Source organism: Echinicola arenosa (genome assembly GCF_014841125.1).
GTDB classification, from domain to species: domain Bacteria; phylum Bacteroidota; class Bacteroidia; order Cytophagales; family Cyclobacteriaceae; genus Echinicola; species Echinicola arenosa.
Window position 1 is genome coordinate 390,854 of record NZ_JACYTQ010000001.1, and the last position, 23,254, is coordinate 414,107.

The following is a 23,254-nucleotide window of genomic DNA, read 5'->3' on the forward strand; positions in this document are numbered from 1 at the left end:
TTTCAAAAAGGCAAAACTAACAAAGTAGCCCTTAAAATTTGAGCTTTTTAACAACATTGACACTTGCCCAACTTCGATTCAGGTTATTTTGTTTTGGGTAAATTTTAAAAACTATTTCTCTATCAACGAAAATAGTTTCTTGGGGTTAGAAAATAAACTTTAACAAATTGAGAAAATTCCTCCCCTAATTGATAGACACTTTTAAGGGAAATTACCCTGAGGCATCAATTAGTATTTTCAAAAAATATTTAATTAAGATAGCACAGTTTCTTTATTGTACTTATTTCTATACTCAATTGGTGTAAGTCCGGTTATTTTTTTGAAGACATTGCGAAAAGCTTTGGTATCAGTGTATCCAACATCAAACATGACTTCTGAAATATTTTTTCTTGTGCACTCAAAACTTCTTTTTGCCGCTTCTATTTTCACTCTCTGCAAGTATTCTATGACGGTGTTTCCTGTCATTTGCTTGAAACGCCTTTCAAAACTCCTTCTACTTATGGCAACCATTCCTGCCAAATCATCTACATTGAGCTTCTCATCGTAGTGGTTTTCTATAAACTCCTGAGCCTTTTTTATCTCCTCGTCAGGATGATCTTTTTGCCCATTGAAGATGGCAAATGCTGATTGGCTTTCCCGGTCAATGTCTATGGCAAAGTATTTGGCTGCCAAAATAGCTGTGCCCCTATCGGTATATTTTTCCAACAAGTACAACAATAAGTTCCAATAAGAATTAGCTCCCCCACTAGAGTAAACCCTGTTTTCCTCGGTAATAATACTCCCATCAACGACCTCTACATTGGGAAAAGTCTCTCTGAACTCATTATAATAGGCCCAATGCGTTGAACATTTTTTCCCATCCAACAAGCCTGTAGCTGCCAACAAAAAAGCTCCTACACATAAGGAAGCTATCTCAGCTCCTTTTCTATATTGATCCAAAATCCAAGGAATAAATGCTTCATTTAGTTCAACCGCTTGTTTCATATTCCCAAAAAGCGCAGGAATGATAATTAAATTAGTTTCATCCACATCGCTAAAAAGTTTGTCAGGATGTACAGAAAACACGCCTTCCGCAAGCTTCACCTCTCTTTGCCCCCCAACCAACTGCACCTCAAACAAAGGAACTTTACCTGAAGAAATCAAAAATTGATTGGCTGCGGTAAACATATACCGGGGATCAGCAATGGCTTCCATCACTGAAGATTCCGGCACAAGTATGGATACTTTTTTCATGATTAAAGATAATTAGAAAGCTTGTCGCAATCAACCCTCAAATCCGTCGTCTTCACACCGTTGTAAAGGTCTATTTATTTCTGAACTTTACCAGTACTATTCACTCCATTCATTTCAATGTTATGAATCAAATCATTAGCTACCTTACATTTAATGGAAACTGTAGAGAAGCCATGTCATTCTATCAAAACTGTTTTGGAGGAACCTTGAGCTTACAAACGGTAGGAGAATCTCCCCACTCAAATAAACTTCCTGAAAATTATAAGGGAAAAATTGTTCACGCTATCTTAAAAAATAAAAAGCTGACCATCATAGGAACTGACTTGGTAGACGAAGTTGGACTTCAAAAAGGAAATTCCATCTCTCTCCTTATCGACACCAAAGAAGAAGAAGAACTGTTTAAATACTATGATAAATTAGCTGCTGGTGCAAAATCATTCCATCCTATTCAAACAAATTTTTGGGGTGTTCTTTTTGGTGGACTTACCGATAAATTCGGACATCATTGGCTATTCCAATGTAGAAAATAAACTAAAATACTGGTAAATTGAATATTCTAAACCTTAGTAGACATGGAAAAATTAACTTTCACAATTCAAATCAACACTTCACCTGAAAAAGTATGGGAAACACTATGGGATGACAAGTCTTACCAAGCATGGACTGCTGTTTTCAGTGAAGGTTCCCGAGCTGAAACAGACTGGAAAGAAGGTAGTAAAGTGTTATTTCTGGACGGAAATGGACAAGGAATGGTCAGTAGAATTGCCAAAACTATTCCTAATAAATACATGTCCATAGAACATTTAGGGTTTTATGACAATGGAAAAGAAGACCTAGAAAGTGAAAAGGTAAAGAGCTGGGCAGGGGTCCATGAAAACTATACACTCAAAAATATCGACGGAAATACGGAACTGTTAGTTGAAATGGATACTGTTGAGGAGTACAAAGAATACTTTAACGATACATGGCCCAAAGCACTACTCAAACTAAAATCAATTGCTGAAGACTAGAAAATAAAAGCGGTGCAATGAATATTGCACCGCTTTTATTTTCTTCAAAAATTTGATCCATTTAAAAAAACATTAGCTGCATGGTACGCAGAAACAGTAATAGCTCTCTTTCTTCTGACTACAAAACAATAATTAAAATGACTATTGCCAACCAAACAAAAGCAGACGCAGTCAGGAACACTTTAAACTTTTTTTCATCGCTCATGCTTTAAGTTAAGAAACTTAGCTTAAATATCCAAAAACCAAAACAAAACCAAAACACTTAAAATCAAATATTTACAGGAATTTATAAGGAAACCAAAACCTACAACAAAAGCTTTTAACCCTATTAAAGCAAATAACAAAATCACATAAACTTTCCCCCTCTAATATTTTCGCTTAACTCATGATAGTGCTTTTGATTTTGGGACATATTATTCACGTTCCAATTTATCTTTTGCGATTTGGGATACTTTCTGACAGGGCAGTCTTTCACTTGACAATAATGACAGCATTTCTCCGGCAAACAAGGGTCAGCATGAACAAAAATCTCAACATTTCCCAACATATTTTTCTCCAATACTTCCTCCACCCGTTCCACTTCCTCATGGACCTCCCTCAGTTCAAAGTAATACGGTAAAGTCAAATGCAGGTCAATATGTTTATCTGCACCATATTGCTGGGCCCTCATGTTATGGATGTCGATCCAGTTATTCTTTCGATGCTTGTTCAGCACCTTGACCATTGCTATCATTGAGGTTGGGTTTCTTTCATCCATTAATCCAGCCACAGACTTTCTAACTAAACCATAACCATTGTAAATGATATAAAGTGCAAATAGAATTGAAAACACACCATCAAGCACATCTAAACCTGTGTAATAGATTATACCCACACCGATGATAAGGACAAAGCTACTAAAAGCATCTGTCAGAATATGCCTTCCATCAGCCTCCAAGGTAAGACTATTATGCTCTTTTCCTTTCTTGAAAAGCATGTAGCCTAAAAAACCATTAATAGCTCCTGAAAAACCTACCAAAGCCATCCCATATGGCAAAGATCTTAATACAGATGGAAAAATAAATCCAATAATAGATTGGTAAATAATAAAAAAGCCCGCAAGAATAATCAGAACCCCTTCAATTCCAGCACTAAAAAACTCGATTTTCCCGTGACCATATGGGTGGTTTTGATCGCGAGGCATAGAGCTCAGATGGATACTATAAAAGGCGAAGCCCGAAGCCACCACATTGACAATACTTTCCAAAGCATCTGTCAATATCGCATTTGACCGTGTCAAATAATAAGAATAAAATTTAAGTATAAGCAACAGGACACTGATGACAAAAGAGGCAATAATCCAATGCTTTCTAGGATTGTTCACAAGTGGTTCTCTTTAACGCAAATGGAAAGACAATTTATAAAATCTCCAATATATTTTCCGGTGGTCTTCCGATAACTGCCTTACGCTCTTTGATTACTATAGGACGCTCAATTAGAATGGGATTATCCACCATAATATCAATCAGTTCATCCTCCCCATACGATTTACCTTTGAAATTTTCCTTCCATACATTTTCATTCTTACGAATCAATTGATCTGCTGAAATCCCTAACATTTGAACTACAGCCTTAAGCTCGGTCTTTGAAGGAGGAGTCTCCAGGTATTTAATGATCTCTATTTGTTCCCCTGGCATTTTCTCCTGAAGCAATTTCAGTGAATTCCTGCTTTTACCGCATCTTGGGTTATGAAAAATCTTTACTTTACTCATTTCACTTTTTTATTAAGAATTCAAAATTAATTATTCAATGTAGAAAATAAAATCATGAAAGTTCCCCCTGCCTTCTATCCAAAACAAAGAAAACCATACATATTTTGTATCGGTACTTAAATTATAATAGAACCTCATCATATATACCCTTCAGCTCACTGATTTGTTTTGAGGTACTTCACCATACTTCAAAACAGCTTTATTTGTAATTTAAATAAAAAGCTTTCATTAACTTTACTTGCCCAATAGAATACCTTAACAGCACCATGAACAAGCTTCATTCTTTACATCAATTATTATTTTCTTTATCCCTAATTATCATCTTTCTTTTTTCCTGTGACTCCTTAGAAGACAAAAAAGGCAGGTTCCTTTTGAAAGGAAACAATAAAATGTTGGAAAACGATTACGAAGGAGCCATAGATTTTTACAATGAGGCCATTGACTTGGATCCAGAGTTTGTTGATGCTTTTTACAATAGAGGTATTTCAAACCTTAGGATGGCCAAACTGGACCAAGCCATCAATGACTTTTCAAAAGCACTTGAAATCGACCAAGCGAATTATGATGCCCGATACCAGAGAGCCCTAACTTATCTTGACAATGGAGAAAACTACAAATCGCTAGCTGATGCAGATCGGCTTATTGCGAACGCGCCCCAAAATTATAAAGGCTATTTCATAAGAGGCTTAGCTCAAGAAGCACTTACCAATTACTCACAAGCCTTGACTGCCTTTAACAATGCAATTGAACTAGACAGTAAAATAACGGATCTTTATGTCAACAGGGCTACCATATACTATTACTTGGAAGACTATCAAATGGCAGAAGAAGACCTAAAAACCGCTGAAAAAACCAACCCTAACGAAGCCAATATTTACAACTTAAGGTCATTGATCGCTTTTGAAAACAGTGAGTATAGTACAGCACTAAACTGGGTTCAAAAAGCCATCGACCTCAATTCTGGTCAAGCTTACTTTTACAATAACCGCGGACTGTATTATCTCTTTCATGGAGACTTGGAAAAAGGAATAGAAGACATCAACTTCAGCCTTAAGCAAAACAGTAAAAACCTATACGCTCTCAGAAATAAGGGCATCTATTATTATTTTAAAAAAGACAAAGCGCTTGCCCAAAAATATTTATCAGAAGTCCATCAAAAAGCCCCATCAATCAAGCTAACTCAAAAGTACCTCGAACTGACTCAGACTTTATGAGCCTTTATCAGTTCTTTGATCCTTCCCTGTAATTCTAGTGCATCTATTGGCTTGGAGATAAAGCTATCCATTAGCCTGTCCTCCATTCTATTTTGAAGCTCGCTTTTTGAAGCAGCTGTCAAGGCTATAATAGGTATCGATGTCTTTTCTTTTATTAGCCTTGCAGCCTCATAACCATCCATCACAGGCATTTGAAGATCCATCAAGATGATGTCATACCTTTTTATGTCAACAGCTCTCAGTGCCTCCTCTCCATTACAAACCCTTTCACATTCAAAGCCCCACCTTCTTATGATCTTCATAATGACAATGGCATTCACTTCGTTGTCCTCAGCAAGTAGGACACGGGGCTTCTCCAATGGAGTCTCTGTCTCTGCTATAGATGGCTTAAGCACCTCAATACTATTCTCAGCAAAAGACTTATCAAAGGTAATTTCAAAGAAAAAAGTACTCCCAACACCTACTTCTGATTCCAGTTGGATCTGGCTCCCCATGTTTTCCAATAACCTTTTGGTAATCGGCATTCCCAGGCCAGTTCCACCATATTTTACATCAAAACTATGACTTACCTGATCGAATTCATTGAACACTTTTTTGAAGTCCTCCCTAGCAATACCGATACCTGTATCTTTCACCTCAAAATAAACCCTAACTTGATTCTCTGTGTCTTGCACTAAAGTAGCTGTTAAATTCACCCTTCCCTCATTGGTAAACTTCAGTGCATTAGTCATAAGGTTATTTAACACTTGAGACAACCTTACCTTATCTCCCAAAACGTTAACATCCAACCTATCGGACACAATCAGGTTGACTTGATTTTTGGATTCATGGGCTTGGTACTTCAAGCCATTCACCACTTGTCCCAAGAGTTGCTTAACATTAAAAGGCTTGTGCTCAATGGACATTTTACCTGACTCTATCTTTTGGAAATCCAATAAGTCATTGATCATAATAATCAGGTTATCCACTGCAAAATTGATTGTATTTAACGGCCCTTCTTGAAGCTTACTGTGCTCTTCTCCAAAAAGTGAATAGACTGAACCAGAGATTGCATTCAAAGGAGTCCTGATCTCATGGGTAATCATAGAAATAAAATCAGATTTGGTCCTGCTGGATTCCTCTGCAACCTTTTTAGCAGCTTCCAACTCTAATTCCCTTTCCTTAATGTCTGTAATATCAATTATGCTTCCATACCAATTAATTCCTGAAGGTAAACTTTCAGGGGAAGCCACACCAATTACCCATCGAGGCCCCTCTTCAGGATTGATAATTATCCGGAATTCACATCTCCAGTGCGCCATGGATCTGGTGCTATAAACGATAGTCTTCAAAACCATCCCAATATCATCTGGATGAACCCTACTCAGTAAAAAATCTATGCTTTTAAAATGATCCTTGTCTTTTCCAGCCATATCAAACATTCCCTTCCGACTCTCACTGAAATATTTGAAGCTCATCTTGCCTCTATCATCCATGACCATTTGAAAAAGTGCGGTGGGTATTTTGTCAAGTAAATTCTTGAAAAAAAAATCTTCAGCCTTTACCTGCTTATTAAAGATATCCAAAGATACTTCACTATCCTGCAAAGAGATCTTGCTACCTTTTTGAAACAGGTAATAGTCTCCACCTATTTGATCATTCTCAACAAAAAATGAATAAAAATCATTGTTATAGTGTATAATATTCTCCTCTTGAAATAACAGGGTATTAATATCTAACCCCAAACCTCTTAGACTTTCATCAGAAAGTAACTTACCTATTTCATTTTCAAAAGCCTTGTTCCCATACACAATAGCATATGGAAAAACCTTTTCAACAATAAAAACCATCTCAGAAGATTGGTCTGTTATAGTCCTAAAGAGATTATTCAAATTCCTATCTTTTATGCAATTACAAAAAACCGCTTTAAAATAGACGAAACTTTGGAATAAATCAAAACTAATACTGAAATTTATAATATTATATAATTAATCAAACATTTAATTTAAAAATAACAATTCATCTAGAACTTATAATCATCGATATAGTGAAAGCTAAATCGATTAACATAAAAAAAAGCTTACCGAACAAATCGGCAAGCTTCTAACTTTTAATCAATAAAATCAATTAACTTTTTTGTTGTGCTTTGATCAAGTTCAACGCCGAACCAGCCTTAAACCAACCAATCTGGGCATCGTTGTAACTATGGTTAGCAACAATCACATCTTTGGAACCATCCGCATGGACAAATTCCAAATTAAGCGGCTTATCGGGAGCAAACTGATCAAGATCCAAGAAGTTGATGGTATCATCTTCTTTTACCTTATCATAGTCGGTCTCATTGGCAAATGTCAATGCCAACATACCTTGCTTTTTCAAGTTGGTTTCGTGAATTCTAGCAAATGACTTCACCAATACCGCTTTCACGCCAAGGTGTCTTGGTTCCATGGCAGCATGCTCTCTGGAAGAGCCTTCACCATAGTTATGGTCACCTACTACGATAGTTGGCACACCTGCTGCTTTGTAAGCTCTTTGAATTGCAGGAACCGGACCATATTCGCCTGTCAATTGGCTCTTCACACTGTTGGTTTCTTCATTGAATGCATTCACGGCACCAATCAAGCAGTTATCAGAAATATTATCCAAATGACCTCTAAACCTCAACCATGGACCAGCCATTGAGATGTGGTCAGTAGTACACTTCCCAAAAGCCTTGATCAAAAGTTTTGCACACGTGATGTTCTGCCCATTCCAAGGAGCAAAAGGCTCCAACAACTGAAGTCTCTTGGAGTCAGGATTTACAATAACCTCTACACCACTACCATCTTCCGCAGGAGCTTGATAGCCATTATCTTCTACAGCAAATCCTTTCTCTGGAAGCTCATCACCTTTTGGTGGGTCTAAAGTCACTTCCTCACCATCAGCATTAACCAACTTGTCTGTAAGTGGATTGAAACCTAAATCACCAGAGATGGCAATCGCAGCAACCATTTCAGGAGAAGTCACAAAAGCATGGGTATTAGGGTTACCATCTGCACGCTTAGAGAAGTTTCTGTTAAAAGAGTGAACAATGGTGTTTTTTTCTTGCTTGTCCGCACCAGTTCTGGCCCATTGACCGATACAAGGCCCACAAGCATTGGTAAAGATAGTTGCATCAAGATCTTCGAAAATCTTTAATAAACCATCTCTATCGGCAGTAAATCTTACTTGCTCGGAACCTGGGTTAATTCCAAAATCAGCTTTGGTTTTCAATTTTTTATCCACAGCTTGCTGAGCAATGGAAGATGCTCTTGACAAATCTTCATAAGAAGAATTGGTACATGAACCGATGAGACCCCACTCTACTTTGGTTGGCCATCCATTTTTCTCTGCTTCAGCTCTAATTTGAGAAACTGGAGTAGCTCTATCTGGAGTAAATGGCCCATTGATATGTGGCTCAAGGGTAGAAAGGTCAATTTCAATTACCTGATCAAAATATTGCCCCGGATTCGCATAAACTTCATCATCACCTGTCAAATGCTCTTTAACCTCATTGGCCAAATCAGCAACATCTGCACGGTCAGTAGCTCTCAGATAACGTGCCATTGATTCATCGTAACCAAAAGTGGAAGTTGTAGCTCCAATTTCAGCCCCCATGTTACAAATAGTACCTTTACCAGTTGCTGAAAGTGACTGGGCACCTTCACCAAAATATTCAACGATGCAACCAGTACCACCTTTTACGGTAAGGATTCCAGCTACTTTCAAAATCACATCTTTGGCAGAAGTCCAACCGTTCATTTTACCGGTCAGCTTCACTCCAATCAATTTAGGGAATTTCAATTCCCAAGCCATTCCGGCCATTACATCTACGGCATCCGCCCCACCTACACCAATAGCAACCATACCTAGACCGCCGGCATTTACGGTGTGGGAATCTGTCCCGATCATCATCCCTCCAGGAAAAGCATAATTTTCCAAAACCACTTGGTGAATAATACCTGCTCCAGGTTTCCAGAAACCAATACCATATTTATTGGAAACTGATTCCAAAAAGTTAAATACTTCACCACTGGCAGTAAGCGAGCTCTTCAAATCTTCTTTCGCTCCATTTTGTGCCAAAATTAAGTGGTCACAATGAGCTGTAGAAGGTACTGCGACTTTTTCCTTTCCAGCCTGCATAAACTGCAATAAGGCCATCTGGGCAGTAGCATCTTGCATTGCCACTCTATCAGGAGCAAAATCTACGTAAGACTTCCCTCTTTCAAAGCTTTGTGTAGCGTTTCCTTCCCAAAGGTGTGCGTAAAGGATTTTCTCTGCTAAAGTAAGTGGTTTACCCACCACCTTCCTGGCAGCTGCAATACGCTCAGGATACTTCGCATACACTGCCTTGATCATTTCTATATCAAATGCCATTTGAAATGAATTATTTTAGTGATAACTTGATTTCGATTAAATCGTTGGCAAAGATACAGTTTTAGGCGAAAAAGAGAAGCAAAAGCTAAGTATTGTCACTTATTTATAAGGGTTTAAAATAACCCTTTAATAGTTCCTAGAAGGGTTTTTGACAGAATTACCCTCTTATCAAAAAGCCAAGAACACCCCCAATCCAAATACAACTCCCCCTACCAAAAAAAAATAAATGGTATATTTCAACAGGTCCTTTGGCGCTATCCCTGTAATCGCCAATAAAGGTAAGGCCCAAAAAGGCTGAAGCATATTAGTCAGTTGGTCCCCATAAGCCATCGCCATGACCATTTCATGAGCGGGCAAACCCATTTTTATCGCAGCCTCCACAATCACTGGCCCTTGCACAGCCCATTGGCCGCCTCCAGAAGGAACAAACACATTTACTATAGCTGCGCTCATAAAGGTCATAAAAGGAAAAATATCGGGGGATGAAAGCTTCACGAAATAACTTGAGATCAACAGTAACAAGCCCGAATATTTCAACACTCCCAAGATTCCGCCATAAAAGGGAAACTGCAAGATAATCCCTGTAGCACCTTTCAGGGCATTTTGGATAGCTTTGGTATAATTTGTTAAGCTTTTATGTGTCACCATCCCAAAGCCAAGTAATAAAAAATTGACATAATTAAGATCTATAAAACCAAAAGCATTATCTCCATTTTCAAAAAAACTTCCAAAACCCAAAAGACAAATAAATCCTCCCACTATCGATCCCAAATAACCTTTTCCTTCAACTACTTCTAAAAAATCTTCTCCCACTTCTACAGGAGTGAATCCCACCTTCTTTCGAGAAAGTAGCCAGAGGGTTATCAGGATTGCGAAAAAAAGGAAACTATTAATCAGGATATTTTCCTTGCTCAAGATAGTTTCTGAAACTGGAATGGATCCAATTTCAGATACCAAAAAATGATTGGGTTCGGCCACTTTTAAAGGCGCTGAACCAGAAAACCCACCATGCCACACCATCATCCCCAAGTAACCAGATGCTGCTACTAATGGATAATTAATTGGAATCCCCTGCTGTACAGCATGATTCCCTATCCTCTTCGCCAATACAGCTCCTAAAATCAACCCAAAGCCCCAATTGAAATAACCGGCTATCATGGTGACCGCCCCGGTCAGTAAAACAGCGTGAACATTGGACTTCACTAATGAGGAAACCTTACCTAACAAGCTGGACACAGGTTTGGAAATGGCCAATGCATGCCCAAAAACCAAAATCAAAACCATTTGCAAAGTAAACTCCAGCAATCCCCAGAAACCTTTCCTCCAAAAACCTAAGATCTCCCACATGTAATAATAAGTCGATATTTTATCCGACTTAGTCATCACAATCGCCCCAACTATACAAGTTACAGACAGCAGAAGGGCCAAGCCGAAAGGGGTTGGAAAGGAAAAAGTCTTTGCTCTATTGTTCAAATTGGATTCGGATTAATTCTGGGAGCACTATTAGCCACATAATATAATGGCTTTCTCCAAAACATCCACCATATATCAACCCTGAATCAAGAAAGGTCCTGCAAGAAAGCCACCGTGTCTACATGGTCTGCGTAATCTTCCACAGAAGGTCTTTGCGCTTCACCAAACTCAAAACTGCCTGGATACCATGCTCCTCTACTCACAATACATTGGATTTTATCTTCCTTTTCTTTTATTTCTTCCATCAACTGTTCTATCTCATCATAAACTTCATAATAAAGAACCGCAACTGGAGAAACCAACTCCTCACTTGGCTTACAGAGTAAAAAGCCATTATCCAAATGAACATCACAATTTATAAGGTAAATGGATTTATTATAATCGTAATTATTAAGGTACTTATGATGGCTTAACACAAAATGATAACCCTCAATGGCTTTCAGAAAAGCCTTTATTTGTGATTCGCTTTTCAGGTAAAGTTTGGAAACATTTCTACAGCCAAGACCAAAATACTGAAAAATATCTTTGGCCAATTCTCTATAATCCAAGGCTGATTCAGAACCATCTAAGACCGCAATCGAAGTCCTGTTTTTTCTAATAATACTTGGAAATTTCCCAAAATAATATTCAAAATATCGAGCCGAATTATCACTTCCTGTGGCTATGTAAGCATCTTTCCCTTTTAACATATCCTCAAAAAACACCCTATCACCAAAATAAGGCGCCAATTCCACCAATTCCTGCACCAACCATTTAAGCAGTACTTGATCAGTCGAACTGAGCTTGACATGAGCGATATGCCCTGTCAACAAAACTGCCATTAAATCATGAAATCCAACCGCAGGTACATTCCCAGCCATCATTACCCCAACCGTTCTAGCCTCTGGCTGGTCTTTTACCTGATATTTTGCCATCCAACTATTCAAGGCCTCTTCATCCAAGAGCTGTACCAAGCCCTGAAGTGCTAGTTTCACTTGGTCAGGAGTAAACCAATTGTTATTATTCTCAGCCCTAAAAGCCAATTCATCAATTTCATAATCGGGCAAAGATGATAGCTTCTTTCCTAAAGCAGCAAAAGCATTGATTCTCTCCTGAAGGGTCATTTCGTTGTCATTTTTTGTATAAGACCACAAAGATATTTATTTGTCATTAAAAAGTGAATTTTGGAATTCTAAGCTAGATTCATTATAAATTATTTAGCGTATCAATATTTGTATTGGTATATTGTTATATGCTTATTAATTTTGAATTCGAAATTAAAAAAGGAGATTATAATGGCAATAATGATAACCGACGAATGCATCAATTGCGGTGCATGCGAACCTGAATGCCCTAACACTGCGATCTATGAAGGTGGCATCGAATGGACATGGGGCGGTGGAACTGAACTCAAAGAGGTAAAGCTGGCAGACGGTACAGTGATTGACGCTGATGAACCTCAGGAGCCTGTTTCTGATGAATTTTACTATATCGTTACTGAGAAATGTACAGAGTGTACAGGATTTCACGAGGAGCCTCAGTGTGCCGCTGTTTGCCCTGTGGATTGTTGCGTTGACGATCCTGACAACCCTGAGTCAGAAGAAGAACTTTTAGCGAAGAAAGAATATTTACACGCAGAATAACATAAAGGAGCGATAAACATCGCTCCTTTTTCTTTTTACCAGTTTCCCAAAAAAACACCTGACTTTTAAAGCTTTATACAAAAAACAGCACCCTTCTCAAAAAAAAAACCTACCAAGACCTTGAATTTAAATCCCGAATTGATTTAACTTGTCATTCGTATTATAAATCCTTGATATAAGTAATTAAAAATTTTGGAAAGTGGAAGAGCATAAAGGAAACGACAGAGAGGAGATTTTCTCAAGAAAAGTAAAAGCAGGAAAAAGAACTTACTTTTTTGATGTAAAGTCTACGAGATCAAACGATTATTACCTTACCATCACTGAAAGCAAACGAAAAGTTAGAGATGACAATTTCGTTTATGAAAAGCACAAAATCTTTCTTTATAAAGAAGACTTTGCCAAGTTCGTTGATGCATTACAAGACACTGTAGATCACGTCAAAAATGAATTAATGGCTGATTTTGACTTCTCTCAATACGAGGCTGAAGCTGAAACCAGTTCCGAAGATAATTTCGGAGAAGATCTGAAGTGGGATTAATTCCCATCTGAAAACAAAAGAGACTGCATCATTAAATTTAGCCCGATCTGCAGAGGTTAAAGTCCGTGAGTTAAAAATTCTTTTTACTCAATGTGGAAATGGTACAGTCTCTTTGCTATTTTTATAATATGCAGAAATTTATACTTTCGGTGCTGGCGTTTCTGCTAGCTGTGCTCTTATTAGGCTGGTATTTTTCCAACATTGCTTTCTATTTTATCATTTCCTTGGTCATAGCTGCTGCCTTGCGGCCCATGACCAACAGAATTAACAGCATCCATGTATTTGGGCAACACATTCCACGTTGGTTAGCAATCTTATTCTCTTTTGCCACAATTGGATTGATCATTTTCTCCATCATTCTACTCTTCATACCCCTGATTATTGCCCAAGTTGAAATCATCCAAAATCTGGATGTTGAATTTCTCTACGAACAGATCCAAAGACCTGTCAACCGGATAGAAGCTGTTTTGATCAATTTGAATTTACTGAGCGACCATCCCGGTAATCTTTTTGAGCAAGTCAAAAACACCATGCTATCCAGCCTAAGTGAAATCAACATCCAAGGCTTTCTCAATGGATTGATTAATGCAACTAGCTCTGTACTGATTACTGTCTTAGCAATTGTATTTATCTCATTCTTCCTGCTTTTGGAAAACGGGCTTCTCAGGAGAAATTTTATCAATTTGGTACCCAATCAGTATTTTGAACTTTCTGTCGCCACTTTTCATAAAGTAGAAAGGCTACTCTCCAACTATCTATTGGGACTACTTATTCAGATGAGTGCTATTTTCACCATAGCTTCATTTGGTCTTTCCATAGTAGGAGTAGAATATGCACTTACCATAGGAATATTTGCTGCTGTAGCCAACCTCATCCCATATGCAGGGCCTATTTTAGGGGCTACTTTTGGCGTTTTGGTAGGGTTATCCACCGGAGACTTCCTAGGTACCCAAGAGATGACCTTATTAATTGTGAAAATTTTATCTGTTTTTTCCATTGTTCAGCTTACAGACAACCTTTTTCTTCAGCCACTAATTTTCTCTAAATCGGTAAAAGCACATCCACTTGAAATATTTGTTATTATCTTTGCAGCGGCAAAAGTCGGCGGAGTACTTGGGATGATATTTGCCATCCCTGTTTATACCATAATAAGAGTCTCAGTACAAGAGTTTTACAAAGGGTATAAAGAATACCGCATATTTAGAATCAAATAGTAAAAGATAAATGGCTTTACAGTGTGGCATCGTTGGGCTTCCCAACGTTGGAAAATCAACCTTATTTAATGCGCTTTCAAGCGCAAAAGCAGAAGCGGCAAACTTCCCTTTCTGTACCATTGAACCCAATGTAGGAGTGGTGACAGTCCCAGACAGCAGACTTCAGATTCTAGAAAAATTGGTCAATCCACAAAGGGTAATGCCTACTGTGATAGAATTCGTGGACATTGCAGGGCTGGTCAAAGGAGCCAGTAAAGGTGAAGGACTTGGCAACAAGTTTCTAGCAAATATCCGTGAAGTTGACGCTATCGTTCACGTCATACGATGCTTTAATGATGACAATGTAGTTCACGTAGCAGGAAATGTAGATCCCATCTTCGACAAAGAGGTAATTGACACAGAACTTCAACTTAAAGACCTGGAGTCAGTGGAAAAAAAGATTGCCAGAATCGAAAAAATCGCAAAATCAGGCGACGCAAAAGCAAAAAAAGACTTAGAAATTCTTAAATTGTTTAAAAGCGGTTTAGAGGCGGGTAAAAACGCCAGAGCCATAGATGTAGAAAAAGAAGATTTAGAAGCAATTCGAGACATTCACCTTCTCACCATCAAGCCAGTGCTTTATGTAGCCAACGTAGATGAATCGAGTATCCTTACTGGCAATGAGCATGTAAATAAGCTCAAGGAAAATGTCAAAGATGAAAATGCGGAAGTCATCATGCTTTGCGCAGCGATCGAATCACAAATTGCAGAATTTGACGACCCTGAAGAAAAGGAAATGTTCCTAGGGGAATATGGACTTGAAGAAAGTGGTTTGAACAGGTTGATCAGAGCGGCATACTCTTTGCTTAATCTTATCACTTACTTTACTGCAGGGGTACAAGAAGTGCGTGCCTGGACCATTCAAAAAGGATGGAAAGCTCCAGCTGCTGCAGGAGTTATCCATACTGACTTTGAAAGAGGATTTATCAAATCTGAAGTAATCAAATTGGCTGACTACGAGAAATATAAATCTGAAGCAGCTTGTCGTGAAAATGGAAAAATCGCCATTGAAGGCAAGGAGTATATTGTTCAAGATGGTGACATTATGCATTTTAGGTTTAATGTTTAACATAATTCAGAATTTTATCGTAGTTTTGCGAACAAATTGAATACTACAGCGTTGACAGTAGTAAAGATTAAAATAATCATTGTTTAACTTTTCATTTTTAATGCCGTGAGAATAAGATTAATATTTTCGTTAAAAAACAAAGGCGCTTATTTACCCTTTCACCATCAGTACATTTTGGCCCAATTCCTTAAAGGTCTAATTGTAAAAGGTGGCCGTGAAGAGTTTTTCAACTACAATTACTTCAACTTCTCTGGTCTTAAAGGACAGACCAAAGTAAGTAGAAGCGGCTTACATTATTACTCAAGCTTAGTTACCCTAGTGCTTTCATCACCCAATGAAGACTTCCTTGACTATTTGCTAGAGCAAGTGTTTAAAACGCCCAAAATTGAGTTGGGAAATCTCATCATTTCACCTGAGTACACTGAAAAGGAATCGGAACCAGAATTGGAACCATCAAACAAATTTGTTTGTATTTCCCCATTGGTACTGTTAACCCCTACGTTTAACGACGACTCTGGAAAGAGATTTATCAATCCGGATACGGATGAGTTCTCTGACCTTCTATACGAGTCTACCTTAACTAGGATGGAGCGTTCTGGATGGTACAACCAAGAGCAAATGGAATCTTTCTATAAGTTCCAGGTAGTGCCGGACATGAACTATGTAAATAAGCTGAAAGAACAGCAAAAGAAATTTGCTAGAATTTATTCCGTGTACGACATGGATGTAAAATACGAAGTAAGGGGATACACCCTTCCGTTTACTTTGTATGCAGCTCCTGAAGTACAGGACTTCGTTTTCAAGTGTGGATTGGGAGCCTTTACACACAAAGGTTTTGGCATGTTAGATCTTGCCAATAACTCTCCTAGCCAACGCACTGAACCTTATAAATTCAAAAGAGAAGGTTTTGTTCCTTACAAATCCAGACAAGACCAAGCTTCTAAAGAAGAGGAAAGCGAAGATTAAAAAATTAGAACCCTGAGGATGATTTCTCAGGGTTTTTCTCTACTGATTGCCTGCCTTTAATCAAAACCGCTTGTTATTGGCATTAATAGTGATGTAACCCAATAGCTCATCATAGCGGCTTCCAAAATCCCTGTAGTAAACCAAAATATCATATTCATTTTCTGTCTGAAAATGACTCCCCTCCATTGAAAGTGTGTCCCAATCCAACCCCTCTTTCACAGCTACCTGAAAATCATACCATCCTTGCTTTAATAAAATAGATGTCTGGTATTGATTAGAAATCCCAACTTGGTCCATTTTAGCAGCAGCTGACTCTCCCCAATTACTAAGCGAGCCAAAAATATAAGGTTTTCCCTCTATTTCTTTCATGTCCACCTTAAAGGTGACCAACACATATTCACTTTCCAATTTGGCATTTCCACGCTCTAGGTTCTCAATAATATATTGTCCATTTAAGTCCAAATATTCTATATAGCTCAAATCAGCGCGGGGTTGACTAACAGTGGTCTCTGCATAAGCTACATCAGACTCCAATTTCATTGTTGTGATATTTCTTCCAGTGGTCCTGACATACCGCAAGTCAATAAAACGAAATTCATTGCCCGCATCGAAAATATTTTCACTATTGAAAAAACGGTATTCCAAAAGGCTTCTTTCTTCTCTAATAAAAGTGGGTTGCTGACCTATTCTTGCATTGTCCCACCGTTGGTTTTGCCTCACAATCACCTTAACATTTTTACCTGGATCCCTGATCTCTCTATTTGCATAATTTACCTGTATATCAATTTGCTGCCCAGTCATTCTTTCAGAAGTCTGTGTAGGAGGAATCAAGGAAGCCCCAACTTTCAATTGGCCATCATACACCATAAAACGCTTGGTAAGAATCAGTGCTTCTTCATCCCTCCCTCTATAGACCTTTAACAGGTAATTACCAGACTTACTTACAGAGGGAATCTCAAATGTATAATGGATATAGGGCACTCTTGTATTGATGGAGTAATCGTAGGTATTCACATTGAACTCATTAAACTGACTGAGGTAATCAGCCGGCTTTAAACCTGAAGGAGTCCAATCAGCATTACAATGTACCAAAGAGGCAGAATATCTGTCTGGCTCGAAAGCCAAATCATCAAACTCCAAAACCAAACCCGATGAACCCAAGGGAATTACAGGAGCATTCATTTGAGCACCTAACCCCAACCCATTTCGGTAAAGCTGTACCGTTTGGATATTTTCCTCAAACACTTTGTCTACCAATACGGATTGGGAAAATAGCATCTTGGGAAAGATTAAAAATAAAATGAAAGTAATTTTCAAATTCTCCATAACATTTCTCTATCAAACAAGCTCTCAATATAAAAAATAATGCCAACCTTCACTTCTTCAAAGCTAGGTTGGCATGATATAAATTTTAACCAAATTATAGGAAAAACAATGACGATTAAGAAACAACCTCCTGTAAACTTTCTATCTCTTCAGCTATCCTCTCCCAAATATTATTCAATTGGGCTTCTTCCTGTTTAAGCTTTTCATATGCTTGATTTACCTTGGCTGCTTCACTTTCATTTTGAAAAATGGCGGGATCAGCTAATTGCTGTTCAAGTGATTCTTTTCTCTCTTCTAAGGCCATTATCTTTGACTCCACCTCTTCAAGCTCTCTCTCTTTTTTTTTCAAGTCTTTCTTGGCTTGGCTGATCTCACTGTCATTCCTGACCTCTTTTGGCTTCTGCACCTTCTCCTTTTTAGCTACTGGTGCAGCATCTACCTCTACTTGTTGTGAACGCCAATAATTGTATTCATCATAACTCCCCAAGTACTCCTTGATCTCATGATCCTCTATGTACCAAATCTTATTGGCTACTCCCTTGATGAAATGTCTGTCGTGAGAAACAGTGATAAAAGTACCCTCATATTGCTGTAAGGCTTGAATCAGAATATTTACCGATTGCATATCCAAGTGGTTGGTCGGTTCGTCCAATAATAGGAAATTGGCTTCTGAAATCAAGGTCTTGGCCAATGCTACCCTTGACTTTTCACCACCGGAAAGTACTTTGATCTTTTTGAACACATCGTCATTGGTAAACAAAAAACAGCCAAGAACATTCCTGAGCTCTGTCTCTGTCTTGTCGCTTCCAGCCTGAACCATTTCCTGAATGATCTCATTATTGACATTCAAGGCTTCTAATTGGTGCTGCGCAAAAAAGGACTTGACGACATTATACCCTTCGCTTCTTTCTCCTTTGATTGGCTCTGTTCCATCAATTATCCTTAACAGGGTCGATTTACCCTTTCCATTGGCACCAATCAAGGCTATTTTATCACCTCGCTCAATCCTCGCGGTACTGTTTTTTAGGATCTGAATATCCCCATAAGCCTTGGAAACATGATCCAAAGTCACCACATCCCTTCCTGATTGTTTGGAAAATTTAAACTTAAAGTTGACCGAGATATTATCACTAACTACTTCATTCACCTTCTCCAGTCTCTCAAGCGCCTTGACACGTGACTGAACTTGATTGGACTTGGAGGCTTTGGCGCGGAATCGCTCAATAAATCTTTCCGTGTCTTTGATCATCTTTTGTTGATTCTCATAGGCATTTTGCTGAATCTCTTCACGCTCTACCTTCTCTTCTTTATAGAAAGAGTAATTGCCTGCATAGATGGTCAATGATTGACGGGAAACCTCCACGGTGGTTTCGATGCAGTTGTCCAAAAAAGTCTGATCATGGGAAACCACAATTACTGCCCCTTCATAGGTTTTCAAGTAATTCTCCACCCACTGAATGGATGGTAAATCCAAGTGGTTAGTAGGCTCATCAAGCATCAATAAAGAAGGCTTTTCCAATAGCAGCTTTGCCAACATCACACGCATTCTCCATCCTCCTGAAAATGTTTTTAGTGGTCGTTTTAAATCTGATGTGGAAAACCCAATTCCCTCCAAGACTTCTTCCGCCTTGGCCTTGATCGTATAGCCTTCATTAGCTTCAAAGCGCTCTTGAAGATGGGCCAATTTATTGATAATCTCCTCTGAGTAATCGGTCTCCATCTGCTTCAAAACAGCATCTATCTCATCTTGGAGCTTCAAGGTGTCCTTGAATGCTTCCAAAGCAACTTCTAGTATACTGTCTTCAGATTGATAAGAAAGCAAATCCTGATTCAAAAAACCGATTGTACAATCTTTTGCTTTTTGAATTTCCCCTTTGCTCGGCTGATAGTCACCATTGATAATCTTCAACAGTGTAGACTTACCTGTACCGTTAAGGCCCACCAGGCCCATCTTATCCTTAGGTTTGATGTGTAGCGATGCATTCTCATATAATGCCCTTCCGCCGATATAGTATGATAAATTATTGATGGATAACATGCTGCAAAAATAAGGATTCTCCCGTTTATAAATCATTCTAATGAAAAAATTCGCCAAATTGTTAAATTGAAGAATTGTTGAACAAACATAACCCTATTCTATGAACTATACCAAAACCTTATTTGGCGCAGCAATGTTAAGTCTCATGCTTGTTTCATGCGCTCATGATGAAGAAAAAAAACTTCAACCTATAGATGCCATTGAAGGAGAAAACCGGGTTGATATCACTTCAGACTCTGCAGAGGTTAAACTGGAGACCATACAGTTACCGGCCAATTTCTCCATTGATGTATGGGCCGCCAATGTCCCTAATGCTCGATCCATGGCAGCAACTGAGGAAGGAATTGTTTTCGTTGGAAATCGGGACGAAAAAAATGTATATGCCCTGATTGACTCAGACGGAGATGGCAAGGCCAATTTCCGCTACACCTTAGCCGCAGACCTGAGGTCTCCAAATGGTGTTGCTTATAAAGATGGCGACCTCTATGTAGCTGAAATCAGTAGAATCTTAAAATTCCCAGACATCAAAAATCACTTGGCTGACCCTACTTTTGAAGTTGTATATGATGGTTACCCTACAGAAGGTCACCATGGTTGGAAATTTATAGATTTTGGTCCTGACGGGATGCTTTATGTTCCTGTAGGGGCTCCATGTAACATCTGTGAACCTGAAGAAGAAATCTTTGCCTCCATTACACGAATAGATGTGAATGCGGAAAACATTGAACCGGAAATTGTAGCACATGGTGTTAGAAATTCTGTAGGGTTTGACTGGCACCCTGACACCAAAAACCTCTGGTTTACGGATAATGGTCGTGACCAAATGGGTGATGATGTTCCTGAATGTGAGCTGAATGAAATCACTGAGGTTGGTCAGCATTTTGGTTACCCTTATTGGCATGAAGGGACTGTCAAAGATCCCGAATTTGGAGACAATGGAGAAGATCAATCTGCTTATGAAATGCCCAAATCAAAAATGGGACCCCACGTGGCACCATTGGGAATGCGCTTTTATGCAGGCGAGATGTTCCCCGACGAATATAACAAATCCATCTTTGTAGCAAAACATGGTTCTTGGAACCGCAGCAAGAAAAGCGGCTATGTGGTCAGTAATGTCAGCCTCAATGGTAGTGAAGTGACGGAGGAAACGGTATTTGCATCGGGCTGGTTGGATGATGCTAGTCAGGAAGTGTGGGGAAGACCAGTTGACGTCCAAGAATTACCTGATGGCAGCCTATTGGTATCAGATGATATGGCAGGATGTATTTATAGAATAAGTTACTCTGAATAAAACTAAAAGCCTTTATTTCAAAAATGGCCAGACCAAGTGTAGGACTGGCCATTTTTCATACCAACCACTTGGGCTTAGTTGTATTTACTTTAGCTTGAAGCTGATTTAGCAGGCTGTACAAACCAAAATAGGTCCTATTGACATAAAGTCCATGCCTAGACCCTCTGGCCTGTCTGGATTTTTTAAACATTTTATCATTGGACACCCGGTCACTCAGCTCAAAAATCTGATCAAAGTAACTGTCATCAGCAAAATCAAAACTGTCTTGATGAAATGGTCTTCCGATTAAGGAAATCATTTCCTTAAAAATAGCTTTAAAGAACTGTTTTTCTTCTTGACTGTCTTTATCAGAAATAAACTCCAAATCATAAAAAATCTTATCCAACTCTTCTTTATTCGCTACCAGGTCCCTTTTGATCAAGCTAAAATAGCCCTGATAAAAACCCTCTGGAATCACCTTAACACAACCAAAATCAATAATTCCTAAATCACCACTGTCCAGTATAATAAAATTCCCAGGGTGGGGATCAGCATGTACCTGCTTTAATTCATGGACTTGATGATGATAAAAATCCCATAAAGCCTGGCCTATTTTATTCCTTTCTTTTTGTGATGGATTAAGCAACAACCACTCTTTGATGTGATTACCTGATAGCCAATCCATAGTAATGACTCTCTCACTACTCAAATCCTCATAATACTTAGGGAAAGCTAAATGAGGGATATGTGAGCATTCAGCAGAAATTTCCTTGGACCTTTTTACTTCCAACTCATAATCCGTCTCCTCCACTAAACGTTCTTCCACTTCAGCAAGGTAATGACTCAACTCTTTGTCACTGATATTTAACAGTCTCAAAGCAAAAGGCCTTACCAGTTTCAAATCAGAACTGATACTGTCTGCCACCCCTGGATATTGGATTTTTACGGCCAATTTCTTTCCATCAAGTTTTGCTTGATGTACTTGTCCAATGGATGCTGCATTAACTGCCGATCTGGTAAATTGGTCAAAAATAGATTCAGGAGATTTTCCAAAATACTTTTGAAATGTCTTCACCACCAAGGGGTAGGACAATGGCGGCGCACTATATTGAGCCATTGAAAATTTTTCTTGGTAGGCTCTAGGCAGCAAATTTTTGTCCATTGACATCATCTGAGCCACTTTCAATGCACTTCCTTTGAGCTCGCTCAATGAAGTATAAATGTCCGTAGCATTGTTATTATCCAATTCTTCCCTAGATATTTTAGGATCAGCGATTCTCTTTGCATAATGCTTCACATAATTCCCTCCAACCTTAGCTCCGGTCTTAATGAACTTTGCCGCTCTTTGTACTTTTCCAACGGGAATTTGCCCTTGTTCTTTTCTTTCCACGGTCATCTCCTCTTATTTGGACTGATACAAAAATTTCGCAAAATCGACAAAAGTGTCCAATGCACTTTTCCCCATAAGGTCGAAGGCAAGGTTGACTGACTTCTCTATAGCCGCATCTGTTTTTTCAAAACCTTCAGAATGGTCATTTACCCAAAACCGAAAAACAAACAGCACTTGCAACCATATTGCCTCATCATATTTCTCGCTGATATAGGGTCTTGAAGCAATCTCTTCCTGCTCCTCACCTTGTTGTATTATTGTTTTAGCAAACTCCTTAAAGTCCTGTCTAAAACCTCCCAATTCTCTTGGGAGAGAGCCCTTTGGTAATTTAACTGCCCCATAAAGAGCCAAAAAGTAACTCCTATTTTTTTTCAATTCTTCAATCCAAGTGTAGAAGAAAGCCAAAAGCTTTTCCCTGGCACTATAGTCTTGATAGACATCCTGCCCGTTTAAAATGGTAACTGTATCTTCAAAAACAGATTGCCAAATGGCTCTTTTCACCCCAACGAAACTGGAAAAAAAGGCATAAAAATCAACCTCTTTCAGCTTGATACTTTGTGTGAACTTAAAAACAGAAACTGGCTCTTTGCCATGTTCCAGAAGGTAAGTTTTGTAGCTCTCAATGATTTTGGCTCGTTTATCAACTTTGGTAGTTCTCTTTGCTGCTGTTTTTTCCATGGTCATATTTGGTTAACTCCTTTATTAACAAGCAAAAGCCAAAGTAGGT

At 38.6% G+C, this 23,254-nt stretch carries 20 protein-coding genes; 9 read left to right on the forward strand and 11 right to left on the reverse strand.

Annotated features, from left to right (window positions below):
• Nucleotides 1–252 precede the first annotated feature (252 nt).
• The gene (locus tag IFO69_RS01435) at nucleotides 253–1,233 is read right to left on the reverse strand and encodes a GlxA family transcriptional regulator (protein ID WP_192007244.1); all 981 of its coding nucleotides are present in this window, start codon (nucleotides 1,231–1,233) and stop codon (nucleotides 253–255) included.
• 122 nt (nucleotides 1,234–1,355) lie between these two features.
• Between IFO69_RS01435 and IFO69_RS01440 the strand changes: the two genes are divergently transcribed.
• Both IFO69_RS01440 and IFO69_RS01445 read left to right on the forward strand, forming a co-directional pair.
• Nucleotides 1,356–1,763: a VOC family protein gene (locus IFO69_RS01440; RefSeq protein ID WP_192007246.1), complete on the forward strand. Its 408-nt coding sequence runs from the start codon at nucleotides 1,356–1,358 to the stop codon at nucleotides 1,761–1,763.
• A 42-nt stretch (nucleotides 1,764–1,805) separates the two neighbouring features.
• The gene (locus tag IFO69_RS01445; RefSeq protein ID WP_192007250.1) at nucleotides 1,806–2,243 is read left to right on the forward strand and encodes an SRPBCC domain-containing protein; all 438 of its coding nucleotides are present in this window, start codon (nucleotides 1,806–1,808) and stop codon (nucleotides 2,241–2,243) included.
• A 346-nt stretch (nucleotides 2,244–2,589) separates the two neighbouring features.
• On the opposite strand, the gene IFO69_RS01450 is transcribed toward IFO69_RS01445, so the two are convergent.
• Together IFO69_RS01450 and arsC are read right to left on the reverse strand one after the other, a co-directional pair.
• Complete coding sequence (locus IFO69_RS01450; protein WP_192007252.1) at nucleotides 2,590–3,606, reverse strand: cation diffusion facilitator family transporter; 1,017 nt, start codon at nucleotides 3,604–3,606, stop codon at nucleotides 2,590–2,592.
• Nucleotides 3,607–3,640: 34 nt separating this feature from the next.
• Nucleotides 3,641–3,994, reverse strand: a complete 354-nt coding sequence (gene arsC / locus IFO69_RS01455; RefSeq protein ID WP_192007255.1) for an arsenate reductase (glutaredoxin) — start codon at nucleotides 3,992–3,994, stop codon at nucleotides 3,641–3,643.
• A gap of 266 nt (nucleotides 3,995–4,260) precedes the next feature.
• Between arsC and IFO69_RS01460 the strand changes: the two genes are divergently transcribed.
• Nucleotides 4,261–5,208 (forward strand): tetratricopeptide repeat protein, encoded by a 948-nt coding sequence (locus tag IFO69_RS01460; protein ID WP_192007257.1) that lies wholly within the window; start codon nucleotides 4,261–4,263, stop codon nucleotides 5,206–5,208.
• Here the strand turns inward: IFO69_RS01460 and IFO69_RS01465 are convergent.
• From IFO69_RS01465 to IFO69_RS01480, 4 genes are all read right to left on the reverse strand, one after another.
• The gene (locus tag IFO69_RS01465; RefSeq protein ID WP_225443952.1) at nucleotides 5,196–7,079 is read right to left on the reverse strand and encodes an ATP-binding protein; all 1,884 of its coding nucleotides are present in this window, start codon (nucleotides 7,077–7,079) and stop codon (nucleotides 5,196–5,198) included. The genes IFO69_RS01460 and IFO69_RS01465 overlap by 13 nt on opposite strands.
• Nucleotides 7,080–7,314: 235 nt before the next feature.
• Entirely contained in the window at nucleotides 7,315–9,582 is a 2,268-nt protein-coding gene (locus tag IFO69_RS01470; protein WP_192007259.1) for an aconitate hydratase, read from the reverse strand.
• Nucleotides 9,583–9,750: 168 nt separating this feature from the next.
• Entirely contained in the window at nucleotides 9,751–11,055 is a 1,305-nt protein-coding gene (locus IFO69_RS01475) for a TIGR00366 family protein (RefSeq protein WP_225443953.1), read from the reverse strand.
• 86 nt (nucleotides 11,056–11,141) lie between these two features.
• Complete coding sequence (locus IFO69_RS01480) at nucleotides 11,142–12,158, reverse strand: acyl-CoA reductase (RefSeq protein ID WP_192007261.1); 1,017 nt, start codon at nucleotides 12,156–12,158, stop codon at nucleotides 11,142–11,144.
• Between the two features lie 171 nt (nucleotides 12,159–12,329).
• Here IFO69_RS01480 and IFO69_RS01485 point away from each other — a divergent pair, with 171 nt between their 5' ends.
• The 5 genes from IFO69_RS01485 (at nucleotide 12,330) to cas6 (ending at nucleotide 16,503) form a co-directional block, all read left to right on the forward strand.
• Nucleotides 12,330–12,677: a 4Fe-4S binding protein gene (locus IFO69_RS01485; RefSeq protein WP_192008944.1), complete on the forward strand. Its 348-nt coding sequence runs from the start codon at nucleotides 12,330–12,332 to the stop codon at nucleotides 12,675–12,677.
• Nucleotides 12,678–12,876: 199 nt separating this feature from the next.
• The gene (locus IFO69_RS01490) at nucleotides 12,877–13,215 is read left to right on the forward strand and encodes a DUF3276 family protein (RefSeq protein WP_192007263.1); all 339 of its coding nucleotides are present in this window, start codon (nucleotides 12,877–12,879) and stop codon (nucleotides 13,213–13,215) included.
• A 128-nt stretch (nucleotides 13,216–13,343) separates the two neighbouring features.
• Complete coding sequence (locus IFO69_RS01495) at nucleotides 13,344–14,429, forward strand: AI-2E family transporter (RefSeq protein WP_192007265.1); 1,086 nt, start codon at nucleotides 13,344–13,346, stop codon at nucleotides 14,427–14,429.
• Between the two features lie 10 nt (nucleotides 14,430–14,439).
• On the forward strand, nucleotides 14,440–15,537 hold the full coding sequence (gene ychF, locus IFO69_RS01500) for a redox-regulated ATPase YchF (protein ID WP_192007268.1): 1,098 nt from the start codon (nucleotides 14,440–14,442) through the stop codon (nucleotides 15,535–15,537).
• Between the two features lie 105 nt (nucleotides 15,538–15,642).
• A complete protein-coding gene (cas6, locus tag IFO69_RS01505) occupies nucleotides 15,643–16,503 on the forward strand; it encodes a CRISPR-associated endoribonuclease Cas6 (RefSeq protein ID WP_192007271.1) in 861 nt (286 codons plus the stop codon).
• Between the two features lie 60 nt (nucleotides 16,504–16,563).
• On the opposite strand, the gene IFO69_RS01510 is transcribed toward cas6, so the two are convergent.
• Together IFO69_RS01510 and abc-f are read right to left on the reverse strand one after the other, a co-directional pair.
• Nucleotides 16,564–17,781, reverse strand: coding sequence for a type IX secretion system plug protein (locus IFO69_RS01510; RefSeq protein ID WP_225443954.1), 1,218 nt, complete (start codon nucleotides 17,779–17,781; stop codon nucleotides 16,564–16,566).
• Nucleotides 17,782–17,944: 163 nt separating this feature from the next.
• On the reverse strand, nucleotides 17,945–19,867 hold the full coding sequence (gene abc-f, locus IFO69_RS01515; protein WP_192007275.1) for a ribosomal protection-like ABC-F family protein: 1,923 nt from the start codon (nucleotides 19,865–19,867) through the stop codon (nucleotides 17,945–17,947).
• Nucleotides 19,868–19,967: 100 nt separating this feature from the next.
• Here abc-f and IFO69_RS01520 point away from each other — a divergent pair, with 100 nt between their 5' ends.
• Complete coding sequence (locus IFO69_RS01520; RefSeq protein ID WP_192007277.1) at nucleotides 19,968–21,158, forward strand: PQQ-dependent sugar dehydrogenase; 1,191 nt, start codon at nucleotides 19,968–19,970, stop codon at nucleotides 21,156–21,158.
• 55 nt (nucleotides 21,159–21,213) lie between these two features.
• Here IFO69_RS01520 and IFO69_RS01525 read toward each other — a convergent pair whose 3' ends face one another.
• The gene (locus tag IFO69_RS01525; RefSeq protein WP_192007280.1) at nucleotides 21,214–22,533 is read right to left on the reverse strand and encodes an ABC1 kinase family protein; all 1,320 of its coding nucleotides are present in this window, start codon (nucleotides 22,531–22,533) and stop codon (nucleotides 21,214–21,216) included.
• A 6-nt stretch (nucleotides 22,534–22,539) separates the two neighbouring features.
• A complete protein-coding gene (locus IFO69_RS01530) occupies nucleotides 22,540–23,205 on the reverse strand; it encodes a TetR/AcrR family transcriptional regulator (protein ID WP_192007282.1) in 666 nt (221 codons plus the stop codon).
• Nucleotides 23,206–23,254: the final 49 nt, after the last annotated feature.

Excerpts from the sequence above, each read along its gene's own strand:
- IFO69_RS01510 (WP_225443954.1), bottom strand. The coding sequence starts at position 17,781 with ATGCTATTTTCCCAATCCGTATTGGTAGACAAAGTGTTTGAGGAAAAT.
- IFO69_RS01470 (WP_192007259.1), bottom strand. The coding sequence starts at position 9,582 with ATGGCATTTGATATAGAAATGATCAAGGCAGTGTATGCGAAGTATCCT.
- IFO69_RS01520 (WP_192007277.1), top strand. The coding sequence starts at position 19,968 with ATGAACTATACCAAAACCTTATTTGGCGCAGCAATGTTAAGTCTCATG.
- IFO69_RS01440 (WP_192007246.1), top strand. The coding sequence starts at position 1,356 with ATGAATCAAATCATTAGCTACCTTACATTTAATGGAAACTGTAGAGAA.
- IFO69_RS01460 (WP_192007257.1), top strand. The coding sequence starts at position 4,261 with ATGAACAAGCTTCATTCTTTACATCAATTATTATTTTCTTTATCCCTA.
- IFO69_RS01525 (WP_192007280.1), bottom strand. The coding sequence starts at position 22,533 with ATGACCGTGGAAAGAAAAGAACAAGGGCAAATTCCCGTTGGAAAAGTA.
- IFO69_RS01480 (WP_192007261.1), bottom strand. The coding sequence starts at position 12,158 with ATGACCCTTCAGGAGAGAATCAATGCTTTTGCTGCTTTAGGAAAGAAG.
- IFO69_RS01445 (WP_192007250.1), top strand. The coding sequence starts at position 1,806 with ATGGAAAAATTAACTTTCACAATTCAAATCAACACTTCACCTGAAAAA.
- IFO69_RS01530 (WP_192007282.1), bottom strand. The coding sequence starts at position 23,205 with ATGGAAAAAACAGCAGCAAAGAGAACTACCAAAGTTGATAAACGAGCC.
- arsC (WP_192007255.1), bottom strand. The coding sequence starts at position 3,994 with ATGAGTAAAGTAAAGATTTTTCATAACCCAAGATGCGGTAAAAGCAGG.
- abc-f (WP_192007275.1), bottom strand. The coding sequence starts at position 19,867 with ATGTTATCCATCAATAATTTATCATACTATATCGGCGGAAGGGCATTA.
- IFO69_RS01485 (WP_192008944.1), top strand. The coding sequence starts at position 12,330 with ATGGCAATAATGATAACCGACGAATGCATCAATTGCGGTGCATGCGAA.
- ychF (WP_192007268.1), top strand. The coding sequence starts at position 14,440 with ATGGCTTTACAGTGTGGCATCGTTGGGCTTCCCAACGTTGGAAAATCA.
- IFO69_RS01495 (WP_192007265.1), top strand. The coding sequence starts at position 13,344 with ATGCAGAAATTTATACTTTCGGTGCTGGCGTTTCTGCTAGCTGTGCTC.
- IFO69_RS01435 (WP_192007244.1), bottom strand. The coding sequence starts at position 1,233 with ATGAAAAAAGTATCCATACTTGTGCCGGAATCTTCAGTGATGGAAGCC.